The organism is Nostoc sp. 'Peltigera membranacea cyanobiont' 232 (assembly GCF_002245985.1).
Classification (GTDB): domain Bacteria; phylum Cyanobacteriota; class Cyanobacteriia; order Cyanobacteriales; family Nostocaceae; genus Nostoc.
Genome location: NZ_NOLK01000069.1, coordinates 1 through 19,404, shown reverse-complemented (window position 1 = coordinate 19,404; position 19,404 = coordinate 1). Strand labels below are relative to the sequence as shown.

Sequence of the window (19,404 nt, the reverse complement as noted above, 5' to 3'; positions counted from 1 at the left end):
TGGGTAAGAGGTATAAAGGAAAATCGGCGAAGAAGCTGGAAGTTAGTATTATCGCTATTTCTTTACTTTTCTACAACTAACAGCAAATTCGGAAAGGATGTATTGTTTAAAATTCTTAAGACCTGCTTTTTAGTCAAGTATTTTAATCCAAAATCTAAAATCCAAAATTGATATAACTCCCAGTTAATTAGGTTAAATATTATGCGAGTTTCTGCTACTGCAATTTTTACTTTAGCTACTTTAGCTGCTGCCAATGTCACTCAGCAAGCAACGGCTGCATCTACTAAAACTGTTACTCCAACGGCAAAAGCTGGTAACTTGGTAGTACCAATAATTGAAGACACTCCCCCACGCATAGAGACAATTGCTTCCCCAGAAACTATAGTTGCACAACAATTTTCTCAAAATCCCATCACTGTAAAAACAGGTGCAAGCAAAAATTCCCCAGTAATCTTAAACTCAGCAGTCATCCTCCCTATATCCTCCGCCTCCCCTACAGCCAAACCAACTCTCAAGCCGCTTGCTGAAAACAAAGTAGACAAGGGAAATTCTTCCGTACCACTCCCTTTTTCTCCCACTCCCTCCCCATCCCCCAAAACCCCTGCGACTGAAAACACTTTAGTAGTTACAGCTACAGATGTCCAGGTAGTGGGAGCAAATCAAGAATTGCAGGATATCATTCGTAAAGTCATTAAAACTCAGGCTGGTGGAGAAACCAGTCAAAGCCAACTACAAAAAGATGTAGCGGCAATTTTGGATACAGGTTTATTTAGGAATGTCAGTGTGAATAGCTTTAGCACACAGGCTGGATTAAATGTAGTTTATCAAGTGCAACCGGTGATTGTGCGTTGGCGCAGCCCGCCGCAGGCATCGCTGCAATTATCTGGTGCGAAAGTCCTTACCTACCAAGTAGCCCAACAACAGTTGCAATCCCAGATTGGAACCACCATCAGTCCGGCTGGACTCCAGCAAGCAGTAGCACAAATTAATAAGTGGTACGCCGACAATGGTTACAACTTAGCACGAGTGCTATCAATTAAACCCAGTTCTCAAGGCATTCTCACTGTGAATGTTGCTGAAGGCTTGGTGAGTGAGATCAAATTTCGTTTTGTCAACGACGAGGGTAAAACCGTTGATAGCAAGGGTAATCCCGTCGCAGGACGCACCAAACCAGATTTTCTGCAACAGCAACTCAAACTAAAACCTGGTCAAATTTTCCAACAAAATGTAGTTAAACAAGATATCCAACAGTTATATCAGACTGGTTTATTTGAAACTGTGAATGTCGCCTTAGAAGGAGATGCGACAAAACTTGATTTAGTCTATCAACTTAAAGAAACTGGGGCGCGTGGCGTTAACTTGGGTGGGAGTTATAATGCCGACCAGGGTTTGATAGGTACAATCAGCTATCAAGATCGGAATGTCGGCGGGATTAATGATACTTTAGGCTTGAATGTTGGTGTAAGTAGCCGAGACTTGCAGTTTAATAGCAAATTTGTCAGCCCCTATCGGACAACAAACCCCGATCGCTTGGGGTACACTATAAATGGTTTTCGGAATCGAGAACTTTCGGAAACCTTTGATGACAGCATTAAGCTAGCTAATGGCGACACAGTGCGGGAAGGTAAAATTGGTGGAAGTGTCAGCTTACAGCGACCAATCGACGACTGGAATACCTCACTAGGATTAAACTATACTCGAACTAGTATTCGCGATCGCCAAGGTAATATTACCCCAACTGATGCTCAAGGTAATCCCCTCTCCGCAAGTGGAACAGGTATTGACGACCTAACTACCGTATCTTTCACCGCCACCAAAGACCAACGGGATAATCCCCTCAATCCAACTCAAGGTTCCGTTTTGAGTTTGAGTACAGAACAATCTATACCCATCGGTCAAGGGAATATTTCCCTAAATCGCCTTAAAGCCAATTACAGCCAATATTTACCAGTCCAATTATTTAACACCAAACAGCCACAAGTATTTGCTGTGAATCTGCAAGCTGGTACCGTCCTTGGAAATTTACCACCCTACGAAACCTTTAACTTGGGTGGTTCCAATTCAGTGCGCGGTTACGATTCAGGCGATGTTGGAAGTGGTCGCAGTTATGTATTAGCTTCCGCAGAATATCGTTTTCCCGTTTTACCAATCGTCGGGGGTGTATTATTTGCCGACTTTGCTTCTGACTTAGGCTCAGGTGATACTGTATTAGGAGATCCTGCGGGTGTACGAGGCAAACCAGGGTATGGTTTTGGTTATGGGGCTGGAGTGCGCTTAAATTCACCACTAGGCTTAATTCGGGCTGATTATGGCATTAATGACCAGGGAGAAAGCAAAGTGCATTTAGGTATAGGTCAGCGATTTTAACCGGATTTATCAGAAAAACTCAAAAAACATTAGTTAAAACTGTCGGTTTTGAGCCTGTTTCCTAGTTCAGGATTTATTGACTCTCGCGTTATCATCTGAAAAAGATAGAACTCTTGCGATCGCGGGGAGGTCTTTCTCACTTTGAGAGTTCCAACAACTAAATCATCCCGTAAAATAGACAGGCGGAAACCCTGCCCTATATAAAAATTTTTTGGGAATCTCTCAAGACTCAGGAATCGCTACTTATCTGCTCACTCAGGAATCAGGACTCTTTATGTTAGCAGGCACAATTTTGCAGGATGGAAAATATACCCTAATTCAAGAAATAGGGCGGGGTGGCTTTGGCATTACGTTTAAAGCTACCCATCACTACTTGGGTCAGGAGGTGGTGATGAAAACCATCAATGAACGGCTGCGACAACATCCTGATTTTGCGAAGTTTGAGCGCCAATTCCAAGATGAAGCCAGACGATTAGCTACGTGTATCCACCCAAATATAGTCCGAGTCAGTGACTTTTTTGTGGAAGCCGGATTGCCTTACATGGTGATGGAATACATTCGTGGCGAAACCTTGGGAGACGCATTTGTATTACCAGGAATAACCTTACCTGAAGCTACAGCAATTCATTACATCCGGCAAATTGGGGCAGCTTTGCAGGTAGTACATAATAATGGTTTGCTACACCGAGATGTCAAACCAGATAATATTATCCAACGCCTTGGAACAGAGGAAGTAGTACTAATTGATTTTGGCATTGCCAGGGAATTTAATGGCAGTGTCCGGCAGACTCACACCGGTCTAGTTTCTGAAGGCTATTCTCCAATTGAGCAGTATTTGACGCAAGCGCCGCGCACACCCGCCACCGATGTTTATGGTTTAGCCGCAACCTTGTATGCACTGTTGACAGCCCAAGTTCCGATGCCAGCATTATTGCGCGATCGCGAACAAATGCCTTCTCCCCGCGAACTGCAACCACACTTGAGTGCTGCTCTCAACCAAGCAGTAATGCGCGGAATGGCGGTGGAGTCTCGTTTTCGCCCAGCGACAGTTGCTGAATGGTTACAACTGTTACCTGGAAATGAGGCGAATCTGTCAGCGCAAGCCTTAGCAACTTATGCAGTCCCAACTGTCAATTTATCTGCCCAACAAGCTGCAACTTTGCTGGGGAAAACTGCCCAAAATGGTATTCATAAACCATCTGTGTTGGCGCAGCCCAACCCAGGTATCGCCAAGGAAAATGTACTGACTAAAAAACCTGGCTCATCAATATTGATTGCTATCGGTGTAGCCCTGGTTGCTGCTACGGCAGGTTTTGGCATCACTAGCATCTTACCGAAATCTCAGCCGCAGCCAACCACAAAGCCGCTTTTTGAACAGCCAACTCAAGAACCAGATGCGAAAGTACCTAACTCCGAGAATGGGAAAGAGACTAACGCCACTTCAACAACCGAATCAACACCTGTTTATAATTCCAAGCGGCGGCGTAATCGCCGTTCTTCCCCCCAAGAAACTCCCAGCAGCCCTACACAAGAATCACAACGCAGCGATTTGGAGCAATCTGCACCATCACCTAACGTTTCCCCCACACCCTCGCTAGTGGAGAAATTACGGGCAATCAGGTCATCTCGGAGTGCTTCGCCCGCACCATTGCCACAAAAGAACTTACCCACTTCTAATCAGAATTCGGCTTCCCCTCAACCGGTGATTCCGCCAAATTCTGTGGTTATACCAACAACACCACCCACACAATCCAAACAGTCAGATCCTTCTGCTGTGGTAGTACCAACACTGGAAAAGCAAAATTCACAGACTGATAATCAACCGCAGAGCGATCGCAAATTGCAGGAAAAGCTACAAGATGATAATAATTAGTCAATTTTAGATTTTGTCTTTAATCTAAAATTAATCTCACCGAACAAGGCAAAAGTAAAAAGGCACTCATAAAGAAAAACAAACCGGTCTTACTCCGAAAGGAATATTTTTCAACGGAGAGGGGGGGATTCGAACCCCCGTTGGGTTTCCCCAAAACGCATTTCGAGTGCGTCACCATGAACCGCTCGGACACCTCTCCAGGTACTTTCCACACATTTGAATATCTATCTCTATATTCAAATGTCGTGAATTGAGGGAAATCTTAGTGCATTGCCTACAGTACTATAACATTACTCTCAATCAGGCGATCGCTTCAGTCCAGATTTTCGCGCTCTCCCTTTAGCAGTCTCTCCTGCGAGAACTACCTTTACCTTTTCAAATACTACTGCTTTTCGATATCATTACAGTAATTTAGGTAAATATAAAGCTACCCAAACCTTCACTATCTCCAAGTTAGGGTAGTCAATTACAGATTTGTGACTTACCTATATGCCTGTACGCTGGTTCATTCAGGAACTTGCTACTTATTGGTAATGAGCGTTTGTTAAGCTGTTGCGTATTTAATTTGTATATGCGATGCGGGCAAGATGCCCGCACTACAATAATTTTACGTTTTCGTACTATACAATTTAGATGCACATCAGCTTACCTTGTCTAAAGTGAGATAAAAATTGACTTAGAGCCAAAGTTATAAGAGCATGACGGGAAGAAGCTTACAACTCCTAAATATGTGTCTCTATGCAAGACGCATACATGTTTCACACAGATGATAAAAAATACAACTTTTAACAGTGCCGGTAAACTGACTGCTCTTTTATTCCTGATAACTCTCTTTCTCACACCTTGTGTGATTGTAAATGCAGGCGAACGTGGTGTATTGATGAAATTTGGTGAAGTACAAAACCAGATATTAGGAGAAGGACTTCACTTAATTATTCCTGTAGTCAATACTGTAAAAAAGTTGAGCATTCGAGTCCAAAAACAGGAAATTTCGGCTGAGGCTTCTTCTAAAGATTTACAAAATGTTTTCGCCGATGTAGCTCTCAATTGGCATATTATTCCCCAGGAAGCAAATGTCATTTTTCAAGAAATTGGAGATGAACAAGCTGTAGTTATGCGGATTATTAACCCAGCAGTTGAAGAAGTACTAAAAGCAATCATGGCAAAGTATACTGCTGAAGAAATTATTACTAAACGAGGAGAAGTCAAAGGCGGAGTAGATGATGCATTATCTACACAACTGAGTGGCTATCACGTTGCAGTTGATGATATTTCTCTAGTTCATGTCCATTTTTCAGAACGGTTTGGTGAGGCGGTGGAGGCGAAGCAGATTGCTGAACAAGAAGCAAAACGAGCAGAGTTTATCGCGCTGAAAGCAACAAAAGAGGCTGAGGCAAAAGTTAATTTAGCCAAAGGTGAGGCGGAGGCGCACAGATTATTACGTGATGGTTTAACTCCACCAATCCTGCAAAGGCAAGCAATAGAAAAATGGAATGGTAAGCTGCCATTAATTGTAAGTAAGGATGCTCCAAAATTGTTGAATTTAAGTGAACTTTTGAAATTTGACTAAGTAGGTGGGTGAGAAAATTTATAACTATGTCATTGCGAACGCAACGAAGTGGAGTGAAGCAATCACAAGGTTTTCACCGCTTTTACTTTTCGTTACATAGTTATATTTATTTGTGTCTGCCTACTTAATTAAATAGTTTGCTCTCTATCCAAAGGTTAAAATACCCGAATTCTTGAATAATTCGGGTATTTTTTTTTCTGTAGAAATTCGCTCGACTAAATTAACTGTTGGAGAATAAAATTGGAGAATCGAGAATCTTCAACTGGATCAATAGTATAATCAGCAGGGTATAAGCTGTTGAAGAAATTAGACCAGTAAATAATTCTTTTTTGAGGTTATGCTCTTGAGGTTCTTTTTGAAAAATGTCCTTAGAACCGAATTGCATCAAGAGAATTCCCACAATATTAGAGAGCCAGTATCCTATAATTGAACAAGGTAGAAGTAATTTTGGGGAAAGTAAACTACATGCATACCCAAAACCATAAGCTATTGGCAGATTGAATAGTAGGTCATTCCACCAACATAGTGGTGACAATAAATATCCCAGTACCAGAAAAAATCCACCTCGGATTTTTTTGAAAATATCTTTTTTGAACTCTTTTGGAGTAGACTGTTGTAACTCCTCTAGGACTGTTTCTCCTGTTACATTCAATTCTTGACTGACGTTTTGGACGCTTTCCATAAAACCACTATTCCTATCGGCTTAGTGTATTTTAATATATAAACTAAACTAAAGTCTACTACAAAAGGAATAAAACTTGGACTTTTTGATGCTAAAACTTTTACCAACACATGGTTTCAGCAAAATAGTAAAAAGCCAAATTGAGGTTTAAATCAGATGCAAGTAGCCCTTTCAAGGTGGGTAAAATTTTTGGACAATAATTCATCTTTTCTCTGCGTCTGGAATGGTTCAATAAATTACTTTTAAACCGCAGAGGCGCAGAGAACGCAGAGAGGAAAGCAGAGATTTTGGCAGTCACATTGAAGGGGCTAGTTCTACAAAGGTATATGAGTCAGTTCGCTTGTTGCAGAATCTAGGTTTGTTTTTCAATATCTGAGCTAAATAGAACGATTTATACACAATTGTGCTATCTTCCGCCCAATAGGTTTAAAAATTAGAAGATATATTCATAAATTATAGCATACTGTGATATCCAACACCGATACTGCAATAGTCAGATTCTCATTAGGGTAGGGTGGATGTTGAGCAACAATTTTTTTTGTATATAGTCAGGGCAGAAATTTAAACTAATAATAGTTAGAATATAAATATTGAGGCATCTTAATCGGCAAATGACAGATTTAACTCCAAATATCACATTTTTAATAGCAGGAATTGTTTTTATAACAATTGCCGTTATCGGACAATCTAAGTTAGGCTTTGTGGAAATTAATCCCGGTTGCTTTGGGAGACTATTAGCTTTGTTTATTGGTATTTCAAGCTTATTCTATGCTTTGGGATTACTCAATTTTTCAGCCGAAACCATTGATTTATTAAGAACTTCTCTGACAGAACAAATCAAACAGAGTATAAGTTCAATTAATGGCCTTTTGCAAGGTTCGTAATAAGTCTAAGAAGTTTATTTATGGCTGAATTTAAATGGCTTTTGAGTGAAGAGGTTGTTTGAAAAACATTTGCTTGTAATCTTAGGAATTGATTAATCCTCCGTAATCCCTCTTAAAAAGTGGAACAACAGAATCAAAGTCACACATTTTCAGGGGGATTTAGGAGGATATAAAATCCTTTCAGCAGAAATAATATTACTCCTTAGTTATCAACTTTCTTTCTTCAGGCAGTAAGGTAGTTTCATCCTTGGGGCGATCGCTATCTACGGATTTGGCTGTAGTTTTATACGGTTTGATAATTAGACTTACACCAATTGTCCAACCTAATGCAACCATCCAACCTGCGAGAATGTCACTAGGAAAATGTACCCCCAGATAGAGACGACACCACGCAATAGCTATGATGTATAAACTACCGAAGATGAGAACCAACCAGCGCCAGGAGCTAGCCCAAGTTAAGAATAGTAAAATTCCTACCAAAGTTATACTCGTCATGGCATGAGCGCTAGGAAATGCAAAACTAGACTCAGGCGCAATAGACTGCCACAATTGGGGGCGCACTCGATGCATTAATTCCTTTGCTGTGCGGCTGATGATGACGCTTCCCACTGAGGCGGTGAGTAAATAAGCTAGCGATCGCCAGCGTTTTTGTAGTACTAATATAAGTGCGATCGCACCCAAAATCGGCATCGCCGTCCAAGGCAACCCGATTGTAGCCAGCGTCACTGCTAAAACATCTAACTGTGGGTTGGCTGTAGAATGAACTGCTAAGAGAATAGGCACATCCCACGGTAAGCCTGCTTGATTCTCCCATATCTTCACTGTCAGAATTTCAAAGACCTGCAAAGGTAAATATACTCCGATCGACAGGAGTAAGAGCGATCGCCAACGAGCAATCAACAGATTTGTCAGAAAAGAAAGTGGTGACTGACTCTCTTGATTAGCATTTTCTACTTTTTCCATATCTAAGTTAAAAATACCGATTAACTACTTTACTGATTACAAATTACTGGAATCTTGAGAAGTTCCACAATGTTTACAGTACGACAAATGTTTATAAGTAATATTATGACAGTTTTGGCATTCAATGTACTGATAATAGCCACAGTGCGGACAGTAAGTATCAACCTGTCGAATTTTCTTAGCGCAATTTACACAGCGTGATTTTTGAACTCTGCTAGCTGCCTGGACTTTAACATTAAAGACAAATTTTTGAAAAAACTGGATAATTCCAAAACCAATAATTGGAATCAGCAAGATATAAACATAATTTATCAGGAAAAGCAAACCACCAAAAAGGGCGCTAATAATATCAAATAAAAATTTAAATATTGCACCTATTTGCAGAAACTCAAATATTTTAACAATTAGTGGTATAAAAAAGATGACAAGCAAATGCCAGCTAATTAGCGATACGAGTCCATATCCTCTTACTTGAGCAAATTTGTGAACTGATAACGCAATGATAATCAAAGGTAGCAGAAAGAGTGACTGAAAAGCAAGCTGGATACTTGGATACCAAAATGATGCCTGCTGATAGCCTTTGTCAACTTCCCGGAATTGATTGTCATCTTTGAGAAAGGCTATAAAACTAATGCTTTCTGGTTTGGCAAGCAGTTCATTTTTAAGAGAATAAATTTCTTGTTTTAGGGTAGAAATTTGACGATTATTTTGTTCTAATACCTGTTTAGCTTTTTCAGCACCGACTTGATTAATTGATTGTTCGCGACCCTGACCTGCAATTTTTTCTAATAATGTTGAGTCATATTGGGATTTAATAGTGCTATTGGCTTGTTCTAACGCACTAATTTTCGCTTGTTCTCGATCGATATTTTTGACTATTTGCTGCTTTTCAGGATTGTTAATCTTATCTTTATAGTCGGCATATCGCAAGCACGTTTTAGAAACATTACCCAGATGTCCTACTTCGGGTTGTTGATAGTTTTGCTGAAAACTTAGTTGATTGTTTGGGCTATATGGCAATGAAAGTCTAACAATTTCATAATTTTTATCTTGAGTGATTTTTGTCCGATAACTTTGCCACTCCGAATAACATGGATAAGCCTCATTCGGACTGAGATGCCATCTGCTAATATCATCGAGTCCGGTAAAAACATTAATTAAAATAAAAATATCAATTACAATAATGACAATTAAACTCACTTTATTTAGTGGTTCATTGTTGATTGTCCTTGATTTACTAAAAAATTGACTTAAAATTAGGCGAATTCTGGCAAACATATTCTCTTTTAAATAATTAGAAGATAACGTTTACTTGTTTTAGTTAACGGTGATGTGACGACAGCCGAACGACTACTCAAACAGCAGCAGCAGAGGCACCAAGGTCAATCGGATAAATGGTATTTGGAGAAAGTGATTTATGACTTGGAACGCGATCGCCGTTACTAAACTTCAAAACAGAAGAGCAATCTTTGAACGCGTTATGGGGACGCACATCTGTGCGTCCCTAGTGAAAACTATTTAGCAGCGAAGTAGGCTTCTAATGCCTCAGAACCACCAATTAATTTACCATCGATAAACACTTGGGGAACTGTTGTCGCCCCTGTAACTGCTCGTAATGAGCGTGTGGTGATATCCTTACCCAAGGTAATTTCTTCGTAGTTAATGCTATGTTCCTTGAGCATCGCCTTAGCACGCGCACAGAAGGGACAACCCACCTTCGCAAACAGAGAAACTAATTCGGGCTTTACGGCTTGGGGGTTGATGTATCTGAGCATTGTTTCAGCATCAGACACCTTAAAGGGATCTCCTGGCTCCTCTGGTTCAATAAACATCTGGTTAATTACACCATCTCTCACCAGCATAGAATAACGCCACGATCGCTTACCAAAACCCAAGTCTGATTTATCTACCAGCATACCCATGCCTTCAGTAAATTCACCATTACCATCGGGAATTAGTGTAATATTTTCTGCTTCTTGATCCTTTGCCCATTCGTTCATGACAAAAGCATCATTGACAGAAATGCAGATAATGTCATCGACACCATTTTCTTTGAGAACCCCAGCCAACTCGTTATAGCCAGGGAGATGAGTTGATGAACAAGTCGGAGTATAAGCACCCGGTAAGGAGAAGACAACCACTGTCTTATTAGCAAATAATTCATCGGTTGTCACATCCACCCACTGGTTGTCTTTGCGAGTATGAAAAGTTACATTGGGAACTCTTTGTCCTTTGCGATTCGTTGCCATGTTCTTGCTTCCTGAAGTAATCAATTCCAGTCATAACCTAGCATGGGAAGAGTGGTATGATGTAACTACAGAATTAGCTAAGAAACTCCATTAATAAATGGAGCGATCGCTGCTACGAATTCAGCAGCTGATTCATAGGGTAAAACATTACGCCCATTTATTTTTATACCTCGACCTTGAGGTAAACAGGCGAGGTAGTCAGCCAAGCGTTTGTCTGGTGTTTCTTTTTTACTTTTTTGGCTAATACTCGATGCAGTTTCTCCCATAACTGCTAATGTTGGTTGCTGAATAGAGGCAATAGAGGTAGTATAATCCTGCCGCCAAAACCCTGCTAAAAAAGAAAATACTGCATGGCGACTAGCAGGATTTTCTGCACCTGCAAGCAATGTGTTCAACCACTCTGCATCTACAGCATTATCAGAAGCAAAAAGTTGACGAGTCGAGAAAGAACGTAAAAACTTTGGAGTGCGTGCATAGCGATAAAAAGCACTCCCAAAAGGGGAATCTAACACATTCCAAAGAAATTTTTGCTGCCATTCTGGTGGTTTGTTTGTCATCAAAGCCCACGGTGGGGGCCCAGAAAGTACAAGTTTAGCAATTAAGTTTGATTGCTTTTGGATTAATGCGATGCCTGCGGCGGGCAAAGCCAACGCAACTGGTAATAAAGCACCTTGTACAACTACAATGACAGGTTTTTGCACTACTGTTTGTAAAAAGTACTGCAACTGTTCTGCCCAATCACTAGGAGTATAAGCCAGATGAGGCATATCACTCTCGCCACATCCTAGTAAATCGGGGTTATAAATTGAATTACGCTGACCTGAATTATACCATTCACGACAAAAACGCTGCCAAAATTGCCGCGACAATCCTACACCAATAGGATGAATTAACACTAAGGGAATACCCTCAGATGTTGTGTTATTTGGTTGAAGAACTTCGTAGGCACAACGATAATTCTGCCAAGTGTAAAATTGGCTAGGAGATGCTTTCAAGTTGGGTGTGTTATTTACAGCAGATGGTTGCATAGTTCCTAGTTCTAATACTTGCTAAAAAATCATCTGTGGATGAATTAACTGGTATCCAGCCTCTTTCAGCTTTTCATTCGATACCCAAGCATTATATGGGCGAGTATTCTTAATAGAAGTATCCCATATAACTTTGGGTAAATTATGTTTTTCAAATAGGCTATCTAGCAATTCTCGGCTGGTGAGATGTGCATCATCTACCAGATTATAAATTCCTTGTAAACGACGGTTACGGGCAAATTCTATCGCCGCAACAATATCATCCAAGTGAATCCAATTCGTAATATCCTCACCGCCAGTACGGGTTGTACCAGAATATTTACTAAATATTTTCAACAGTTCTCTACCAGGGCCATAAATTCCTCCTACGCGGAAGATACAAACGCGGAGATTTTCGTTAGATGCTGATAGTAACACATCTTCTGTTTTTCGGAGAATTTGGGCATTTAAATTAGGGGGTGCAAGAGGTGTTTCTTCATCTACCCATACACCATTTCTGTCACCATAGACTGCATAACTCCCTGTATATATTAATTGTTTTACACTTTTAATCTGCTGCAAAGATGAAACTAAATTTTGGGCAGTTTGTAGATAAGTTTCTTCGTAAACTTCCGCACCTTTTGCAGCAACACTCAAAAGTACAACATCTTGATTGTGTAAAACTGATTTTAGACTATTTAGGTCATTCCCGCAGGTAACGACAACTCTTTGAGAGACTGATTGTAGTGCAGAGACACGCTCAGGGGAAGTTGTGGTTGCACTGACAACAAAATTCATTTTTTGCTGCCAATATTGAGCAACTTGATAACCAACATAACCACAACCAATGATTGCAACGTTCATGACAAATTAGACACAAATAAATTAAATTGCTGCTTGAGAGACTATTCTCAATTAAGGGACTGGGCGTAAATAAATTTAACCGTCCAGAGCTAACAGTCAATAGTACAAAAATTTTCATTAATGACTAATGACTATTTTGCTAGTTCTTTCTCAATTATGGTAATTATTTCTGGTGAATTTGGCTGGACACTACTATTAAATCTAGCTATCACTTCACCTTGCTTATTAACTAAAAACTTTTCAAAGTTCCAAGCAACAGCTCCCGTTGGCTCAACGGCTTTGGTAAGTCGCTCATAAAGTGGATGCTGCTGCGAGCCTTTAGCATGGACTTTATCGAATAGTTCAAAGGTAACACCATATTTACTCGTGCAAAACTGCACAATCTCTTCATTACTTCCTGGTTCCTGCGCTCCAAAATCGTTACATGGGAACCCCAAAATACTTAATCCTGCTTCGCCATACTTTTGGTTCAACTTTTCTAGCCCCTCGTATTGAGAAGTATAACCGCAGTAGGAAGCCACATTTACAATTAATAGTACTTTTCCGGTGTAGTTGCTTAATTGTTTATCCTCGCCGTTGATGGTCTTGACTGCGATATCTAAAATTGTGTTACTCATCTTGAATCTGATTTATAGGGAATATTGCCAAGTCTCCCATATTACAGGTACTCTAAACCCGGTTTGTTTAAGGAAATTAGGTTTTATTGTTTACTACGACGATTCTGTTTAACTCAGGTGAGATGGGGAATGGGGAGTAGTGTAGTTCAATTACTTGAAAGACACTGTAAGATAGCGATCGCCTTTGAATTTACCCGCGAGTATCCCACTATTCTCAAAATCCCTACTTCTTTTTCTAAAATGTCCTTGAAAACCTTGATTTTTCGTTTTCAGTTCTCAACAAGCTTAAGCTTCATAGCACAAATATTATTAGTGGGATAGGTTCATCGGAGTGATACAGCACTTCTATAAATAGCTCGGCCATCTGCTATCTCAGGATGGATCTGGTAAATACGCATTGTTTTTTATACATTATCTTGTTGCAGAGATAAATTGTGAATTACAGAATAAAGAGAATTATAGGTCTTCAGCCTAGCTTGACAAATCATTAACTTTTTGTATAAAAAATTAAAAATAATATATAATAATTTACTCTAAACTTACTTAGACAAAGTACGCAGGATAATTGTGAGTATTGACCGAATAATGTGACGATTAATCTGTGCGATCGCAATGAAACTGAAAACTTTTTTTACCAGATAAAAATTTTATGGTTAAAGGATTGAGAGTTAGTATGCTGCTATTGGCAGTTATAGGAAATCTGGCATGGTCATTTAGCGCCAAGGCAAATTTTAACGGCAAACTCACCGTAGAAATTGATGGCTTGAAGAATAAACAGGGACAAGTGTGTGCCAGTATATTTGCTAGCAGTGAAGGATTTCCTAGCGATCGCAATCGCAGCTTACAAAAGCAGTGTATCAAGATTAATGCCACTCCTTTACCCATTACCTTTGAGAACTTGAAAGCAGGTAGTTACGCCGTTGCTGTCTTCCACGATCAAAATAATGACCGCATTCTTAACACCAATGTTTTTGGTATACCAAAAGAAGGTTTTGGATTTTCCAGAAATCCAGAAATTCGCACAGGTGCGCCCAAATTTAGCGAAGCAGCATTTTTAGTAGCAGGCCCGGAAACTAATATCCAAATCCGCTTGAAATATTTTTAGCCTGACAGCAGATTTAAACTTGGTTCAGTAGACCAAATAGAACTCAAAACCACATATAAAACCTGCTTTCCTCCTGAATCTGCCAATTTTAGATTTTGAAATTTCCATTGAAGGAAAAATCTCAAATAGAATGAATCTTAACTCTATTCTTGTAAATCTTTGTGTGAATCTTCCGGTAAACCTTGTTGTTCCGGCAAACCACGCATTCGATTCATCTGAGTTAAAGCATATCTTGCTGTTGCTTGCACTTCGGCATCTGGGTCGTCTAACGCATGGCGCAACATCTGAGTCATTTGACCCATCATGTCATAAACGCGTGTCAAATCACGGATTGCATTTTGCCGTACTTGTGGACTTTCATCTTGGATTGAGATTGCTAAAGCACGATTCATCGGTTTGAGTGTGCGGATGCCAATTTCTGCCAAAGCTGCCAAAATCAAGCTGCTTTCTTGAGAATCAGCATCAATCATCAGGTCAACTATAGGCTGAATTGCCCGCGAATCTCCCTGCTGACCCAAATCCCAGATAGCCTTGCGCCGCTTCTTTGGGTCAGGACTGCGTAAGTCTTGAATTAATTCGTCAACAATATTGAGTTTAGCAAGCCGGGAAGTTTTTTCTGGTAGCAGTAATTGTGAAGGAAGTGGTGGCGTAGCTATTTTTGAATTAGTTACAACCTCTGGTGGGGGTGGTATCATCGTTGTTTTGTTAGCTTCACTCAAACTTTTAGCATTTGATATTTCTGATTGCACTTGTTTGACCTGACGAAACCACCTCAGTAGGTAAACAAGTGCGCCAATACTTCCTACAATGCCAATGGCAAATATCAACCACCAGACAAAACCTCTTTCGGTTGCTTTGGGTGTTGTAGTTGGTTTGGAAGTTGAAACAGGAGAGGTGACAATTGGAGAGGCAATAATTGGAGAGGTGACAATCTGATTTTTGGCAGCTAAGGCTGCTTGCAGTTTCTCTCTAGTTGTCAGACCCGCAAGGCCATCTACTTTTAAACCCTTTACTTTCTGGAATTTAGCTACAGCGATTTCTGTAGTGGCGTTGTACTGTCCATCTATCAGTCCACTGTAGTATCCCAACTGCTTTAATTGGGTTTGTAATCTCTGCACATCTGATTTTCGACTACCATATCTCAAAACAGACGGACTAGCAGGAACTGTCGAACTAGCTTGTGCAAGTTCTAAAATTTCAGGTGCTAGCTTAGGTGTGGCTGTACTTGCGCGATTTGGGTAAAAACCCACGCAAGAAAAACAGGTAAATATCAGAATTGAGGGACGGCATAGCCTCATATTGAAAGTTTCAGCCTGAACGTGCTTTTGAAGTCTTCGATACCACAATACCTTCAAGATGTCCAAATGTTAACTGTTATTTTTTATTGGAGATTGGGGATGGGCTATGTATTATTCCCCTTATTACCCTTGCTCCCTGCTATACCTCCCCTTTAACTATTATTTATGGCAAAATTTCTGGTTCAGATTCTCTGACTGCTAGAGTTATGGGGCTTAATTTTTTAGCAGATGCTTCTAAAACGGGTTGCTGTATATTAGCTATTTCGCCGACAGTAACTGTGTCGTTTCGCGCTGCTAAAGTATCGCGTTGGTTAATCAGATAGATGCTGATTAAAGTCAGGAAAACACCTACCCATTGCAACGGACTGAGGACTTCTGAAAGGAAGATATTGCCGAACAGTAGGGCAAATATCGGTGTGAGGAAGGTGAGGGAACTAAGACTGGTGAGATTGCCACTAGAGGCAAAGTAGAAAAATAATCCGTAGGCGATCGCACTGCCAAACACGGTAGCATAACCCAAAGCAACTAAATCAGATGCTCCCAGATTCTCCCACTGCTGAGATTCAACAACTGATGAAATTCCCCATAGTGGCAATCCACCCAAAATCATGTGCCATCCTGTAGCTGTTACTGGGTCAGCATGTCGGCATACAAATCGAATCAATACTGTTCCCACTGCCATCGATAGCGCTGCTAATAGCATCAACCACTCGCCGCTAGCAAACAAATCTTGCCAGTTGCCAATTGTAATATTTACGCCTGAGTCGAGAAAATGTAAAATCAACTCATCAGGCAAACCAATTAAACTAATACCTGTGACTCCCAAGCCTAGACCCAGCCATCCCCAAAAACCAATGTGTTCTTGGAATAGCCACAACGACAGCAAAGCAACAGCCAAGGGTTGCGAGTCAATCATCACAGACCCTAACCCCGCACTGGTTCTGACTAATCCCTCTGCCAAGAAGCCTTGAAACAGCGTTCCATCTACTAGAGCAAATAAGGCAATCCACAGCCATGCAGCCCAACCCTTGGGCTGCGGTTTACCCATAAATGCTGCTGCTATTAAAATTAACACTCCAGCTGGTATCAAACGCACACCTGCCATGAATAGGGGTGTGGTGTGGGGTATCACTCCTTTCATGGCTACCATTGCCGTCCCCCATAGGAAAAAGGGGGCAATTAACAAAAGGGGGGCGAAGGGAAATCGAGATGCACTGAGTTTCAGTTGCATGGGTTTGCTGATGCCTTTGTTTAACAAGCACAAAAATCGCTTTACCCAATTTTACCGAATTATGTAGTTTTGCGATCGCGTAGCCTCGCAAAGATAAGGAAAGAATACTCAGATTACAGGAGGTTGAATATTTTTAACGCAGTTGTTATGCAAAATAAGAATAGATAAAATGCAATACAGTTCAGTATTTTTCCTTCTTTTTCTTTCTTATATAGCAATCCGAATTGAAACGTGAGAAAATACGGATATAAAAAATACTTATTTATAGGCTTTTCAGCGATTCTCTCTCTCACAAATGATTTAGGATTGCTATATGTGTGTCGCACAAGTTCCTAAAACTTTTGTCACATAAGCAACGCCCTTGCTTCTCTGCGATTGGAGCGATTTAGTGCAGAAAAGCAAGCAGTCTTAACTGCTTTATTGAAATTTTAGATAAGGATACCTAAGTTTTCCCGGCTCAAGTATCCAATAGCAACATAACCTATATGAAATAGATTGTTAACTCTATTCTAATTACTAGTCTTTATTTTTAAATGCTTCTTAGGACAGTTTATAAATTGAACCTTAAGCAGTATGCCAAAATTAGATATGAGGTCTATTTTAATTTTGAAATTATCTTGAGATGAATAATCTTTTTTTTGTAAAATGTGCGTTACACTAGGCTAACGCACTCTACTTTCTAAAACAAGTTAGCAACGCTAGACTTTTCTAAACTAGCTACTAGTTTTACTCCAAATTCTTCCTCAAATACTCCTTTTTTATAATCTAAGCTCCAAAGTTCTAAAGCGCAGTCATCATCAGGTTGAGATGGAAAAATCAGCAGGTTTACCTGCTGAAGTTGTTGATAATACTCACATTGCACTTGAGCGATCGCACCAATTTGTCGTCTGTCTAATGCCACTGCTAATCTCAGAATGGCACTCAATTGACTAACCATTTGGCATTGCTCTTTAGTCAGCATACTCTGGTAAATTTCATGTTTTTTCTTGGGTGGCGATTTGCGATGATAACGGGCTAAATTGGCTATGATTTCAATCTCGGTTTCTGTATAACCAAGTAATTCACCATTGCGAATTAAATAGTAAGAGTGCTTGTGATGAGACGAGTGACTGACATAATGCCCGCAATTGTGTAATATTGCGGCTGTCCACAACAGTTGTCGCTCGTCAGATCCCCAGTGATGTAACGTACCTTGAGTTTGGTCAAATAAACTCTCGGCAAATTTGGCGACGCGATCGCTATATTCTAAATTGACGTGGTATTTATTAGCAATTTTTAAAACATTCCGCTCCCGAACTGAACTTTGGTAGCGGAGCTTATCTTCAATTAAACCGTGGGCTAACATCCAGTCTACGATTACGCCTTCCCTCAGAGAACGCTCACAAACTGTGATGGATTCACTACCCAAAAGGGTCATTGCTTCCTGTAATATTACTGCACCAGCAAGTATAACTTCAGACCGCTTATCTGGCATACCAGGAATCTCAATCTTTTCTGAATTACTCAGTTTCCGCAAGCGATTTACCAACTCTTGCAAGTCTTTAAGACTAAACTGGTAGCCATTGAGAGTGGAAGGAATAACACCTAAATTTTCTCGTGCATGAATCATCGCCAGGGTTTCAATCGTGCCAGATGTACCCACCAAACGGGGAGATTCCTCAATCTGGAAATTTGCTAATACCTCATCCACGGAACGTTCTAACATACCGCGTGCGTATGCTTGCAGATACTGAAACTCGGTGTTGCTGATGGGATCGGTGGTGATTAACTCGCTAGTGAGTCGCACTGCTCCGACTTTGGTACTGGTGAGAGTGCGTGCTTGGTGACTATCGCCCAAAATTAATTCTGTGGAACCACCGCCAATATCAACAATGATATGGGGTTGGTTGTGAAATTCCATCCCCGACAGCACGCCAAGGTAGATTCGTCGCGCTTCTTCTTGACCAGAAATCAAGTTAACGCTTAAACCCAACTCCTTTTCTACTCTGTGCAAAAAATCTTTACCATTGGGGGCTTCGCGCACGGCACTAGTTGCCACAGCAATGATTGTTTCAGTGTTGATGGTTTTGGCAACTTCTTGGAAGCGTCCTAAAGCAGCGATCGCCTTTTTAACGATCTCTGGTTTGAGTTCTCCAGTGGTAAGATTGCGATCGCCAAGTCTGACGGTTTCTTTTTCTTTGGCGATAATGCTGAAGGCTGGTAGCGTGGGGTCAATTTTGACTACTACCATGTGTAGAGAATTTGTTCCCAAGTCAATGGCAGCAATAATCCGATCTTGCTTAGGTGGTTGAGTTGGAACACTCTCCCAGCTAGCCGAAACTAAATTCTGCATCTAGTTTTCTCTCTCTATTAAGAAATGATGGCAAACGGTGGTATGTCGGAGTAGCTGGCACTGATATTAATTAAAACTCACTTACTCTGACTAAGTGCTGTTAGCGGTAGCGGGGGTTTAGCCCGTATTGAGTAAAAATACTCAGCACTCGCAACTCAGTTTCGTTGAGGGCAACTGAGGTAAGTATATTCACCCTAATGCTCCTAACGCTAGTGACTGTTTAAAGATATTTAAAGTTGCCACTTTAGATGATGTTTTTACAAATAACAAATAACGTTATTCTATAGATGTAAAGATGTATGAACTAGGCATTGGGAATGGGTAATGGGAAGGATAAAGGACACAAGGAAGAGAATGAGAAT

At 40.5% G+C, this 19,404-nt stretch carries 15 protein-coding genes and 1 tRNA gene; 5 read left to right on the top strand and 11 right to left on the bottom strand.

Annotation, left to right across the window (positions count from 1 at the left end):
* The first annotated feature begins 201 nt into the window (after positions 1-201).
* Entirely contained in the window at positions 202-2,367 is a 2,166-nt protein-coding gene (locus tag CDG79_RS21870; RefSeq protein ID WP_094344004.1) for a BamA/OMP85 family outer membrane protein, read from the top strand.
* Between the two features lie 274 nt (positions 2,368-2,641).
* A complete protein-coding gene (locus tag CDG79_RS21865) occupies positions 2,642-4,240 on the top strand; it encodes a serine/threonine protein kinase (RefSeq protein ID WP_094344003.1) in 1,599 nt (532 codons plus the stop codon).
* A gap of 114 nt (positions 4,241-4,354) precedes the next feature.
* Here CDG79_RS21865 and CDG79_RS21860 read toward each other — a convergent pair.
* Positions 4,355-4,439 (bottom strand) — tRNA-Ser (locus tag CDG79_RS21860).
* Between the two features lie 567 nt (positions 4,440-5,006).
* Between CDG79_RS21860 and CDG79_RS21855 the strand changes: the two genes are divergently transcribed.
* Positions 5,007-5,810, top strand: coding sequence for a prohibitin family protein (locus tag CDG79_RS21855; RefSeq protein WP_094344002.1), 804 nt, complete (start codon positions 5,007-5,009; stop codon positions 5,808-5,810).
* A 220-nt stretch (positions 5,811-6,030) separates the two neighbouring features.
* Here the strand turns inward: CDG79_RS21855 and CDG79_RS21850 are convergent, their stop codons facing one another.
* On the bottom strand, positions 6,031-6,492 hold the full coding sequence (locus tag CDG79_RS21850) for a hypothetical protein (protein WP_094344001.1): 462 nt from the start codon (positions 6,490-6,492) through the stop codon (positions 6,031-6,033).
* 611 nt (positions 6,493-7,103) lie between these two features.
* Here CDG79_RS21850 and CDG79_RS21845 point away from each other — a divergent pair.
* A complete protein-coding gene (locus CDG79_RS21845; RefSeq protein WP_189525079.1) occupies positions 7,104-7,376 on the top strand; it encodes a hypothetical protein in 273 nt (90 codons plus the stop codon).
* 195 nt (positions 7,377-7,571) lie between these two features.
* Here CDG79_RS21845 and CDG79_RS21840 read toward each other — a convergent pair whose 3' ends face one another.
* The 6 genes from CDG79_RS21840 to CDG79_RS21815 all read right to left on the bottom strand — a co-directional run bounded on the left by CDG79_RS21840 (position 7,572) and on the right by CDG79_RS21815 (position 13,076).
* A complete protein-coding gene (locus CDG79_RS21840) occupies positions 7,572-8,339 on the bottom strand; it encodes a phosphatase PAP2 family protein (RefSeq protein WP_094343999.1) in 768 nt (255 codons plus the stop codon).
* A 36-nt stretch (positions 8,340-8,375) separates the two neighbouring features.
* Positions 8,376-9,617: a hypothetical protein gene (locus CDG79_RS21835; protein WP_094343998.1), complete on the bottom strand. Its 1,242-nt coding sequence runs from the start codon at positions 9,615-9,617 to the stop codon at positions 8,376-8,378.
* Between the two features lie 236 nt (positions 9,618-9,853).
* Positions 9,854-10,588 (bottom strand): glutathione peroxidase, encoded by a 735-nt coding sequence (locus CDG79_RS21830; RefSeq protein ID WP_094343997.1) that lies wholly within the window; start codon positions 10,586-10,588, stop codon positions 9,854-9,856.
* A gap of 77 nt (positions 10,589-10,665) precedes the next feature.
* Positions 10,666-11,616 (bottom strand): alpha/beta fold hydrolase, encoded by a 951-nt coding sequence (locus CDG79_RS21825; RefSeq protein WP_094343996.1) that lies wholly within the window; start codon positions 11,614-11,616, stop codon positions 10,666-10,668.
* Positions 11,617-11,637: 21 nt separating this feature from the next.
* The gene (locus tag CDG79_RS21820; protein WP_094343995.1) at positions 11,638-12,459 is read right to left on the bottom strand and encodes an SDR family oxidoreductase; all 822 of its coding nucleotides are present in this window, start codon (positions 12,457-12,459) and stop codon (positions 11,638-11,640) included.
* A 131-nt stretch (positions 12,460-12,590) separates the two neighbouring features.
* The gene (locus tag CDG79_RS21815; protein WP_094343994.1) at positions 12,591-13,076 is read right to left on the bottom strand and encodes a glutathione peroxidase; all 486 of its coding nucleotides are present in this window, start codon (positions 13,074-13,076) and stop codon (positions 12,591-12,593) included.
* A gap of 649 nt (positions 13,077-13,725) precedes the next feature.
* On the opposite strand from CDG79_RS21815, the gene CDG79_RS21805 reads away from it, so the two are divergent.
* Positions 13,726-14,181, top strand: a complete 456-nt coding sequence (locus CDG79_RS21805; RefSeq protein WP_094343992.1) for a DUF2141 domain-containing protein — start codon at positions 13,726-13,728, stop codon at positions 14,179-14,181.
* Between the two features lie 143 nt (positions 14,182-14,324).
* Here the strand turns inward: CDG79_RS21805 and CDG79_RS21800 are convergent, their stop codons facing one another.
* The 3 genes from CDG79_RS21800 to CDG79_RS21790 all read right to left on the bottom strand — a co-directional run bounded on the left by CDG79_RS21800 (position 14,325) and on the right by CDG79_RS21790 (position 19,042).
* Positions 14,325-15,479 (bottom strand): peptidoglycan-binding protein, encoded by a 1,155-nt coding sequence (locus tag CDG79_RS21800; protein WP_094343991.1) that lies wholly within the window; start codon positions 15,477-15,479, stop codon positions 14,325-14,327.
* Between the two features lie 163 nt (positions 15,480-15,642).
* A complete protein-coding gene (locus tag CDG79_RS21795) occupies positions 15,643-16,710 on the bottom strand; it encodes a DMT family transporter (protein WP_094343990.1) in 1,068 nt (355 codons plus the stop codon).
* Positions 16,711-17,389: 679 nt separating this feature from the next.
* Complete coding sequence (locus CDG79_RS21790) at positions 17,390-19,042, bottom strand: Ppx/GppA phosphatase family protein (RefSeq protein ID WP_094343989.1); 1,653 nt, start codon at positions 19,040-19,042, stop codon at positions 17,390-17,392.
* Positions 19,043-19,404 lie beyond the last annotated feature (362 nt).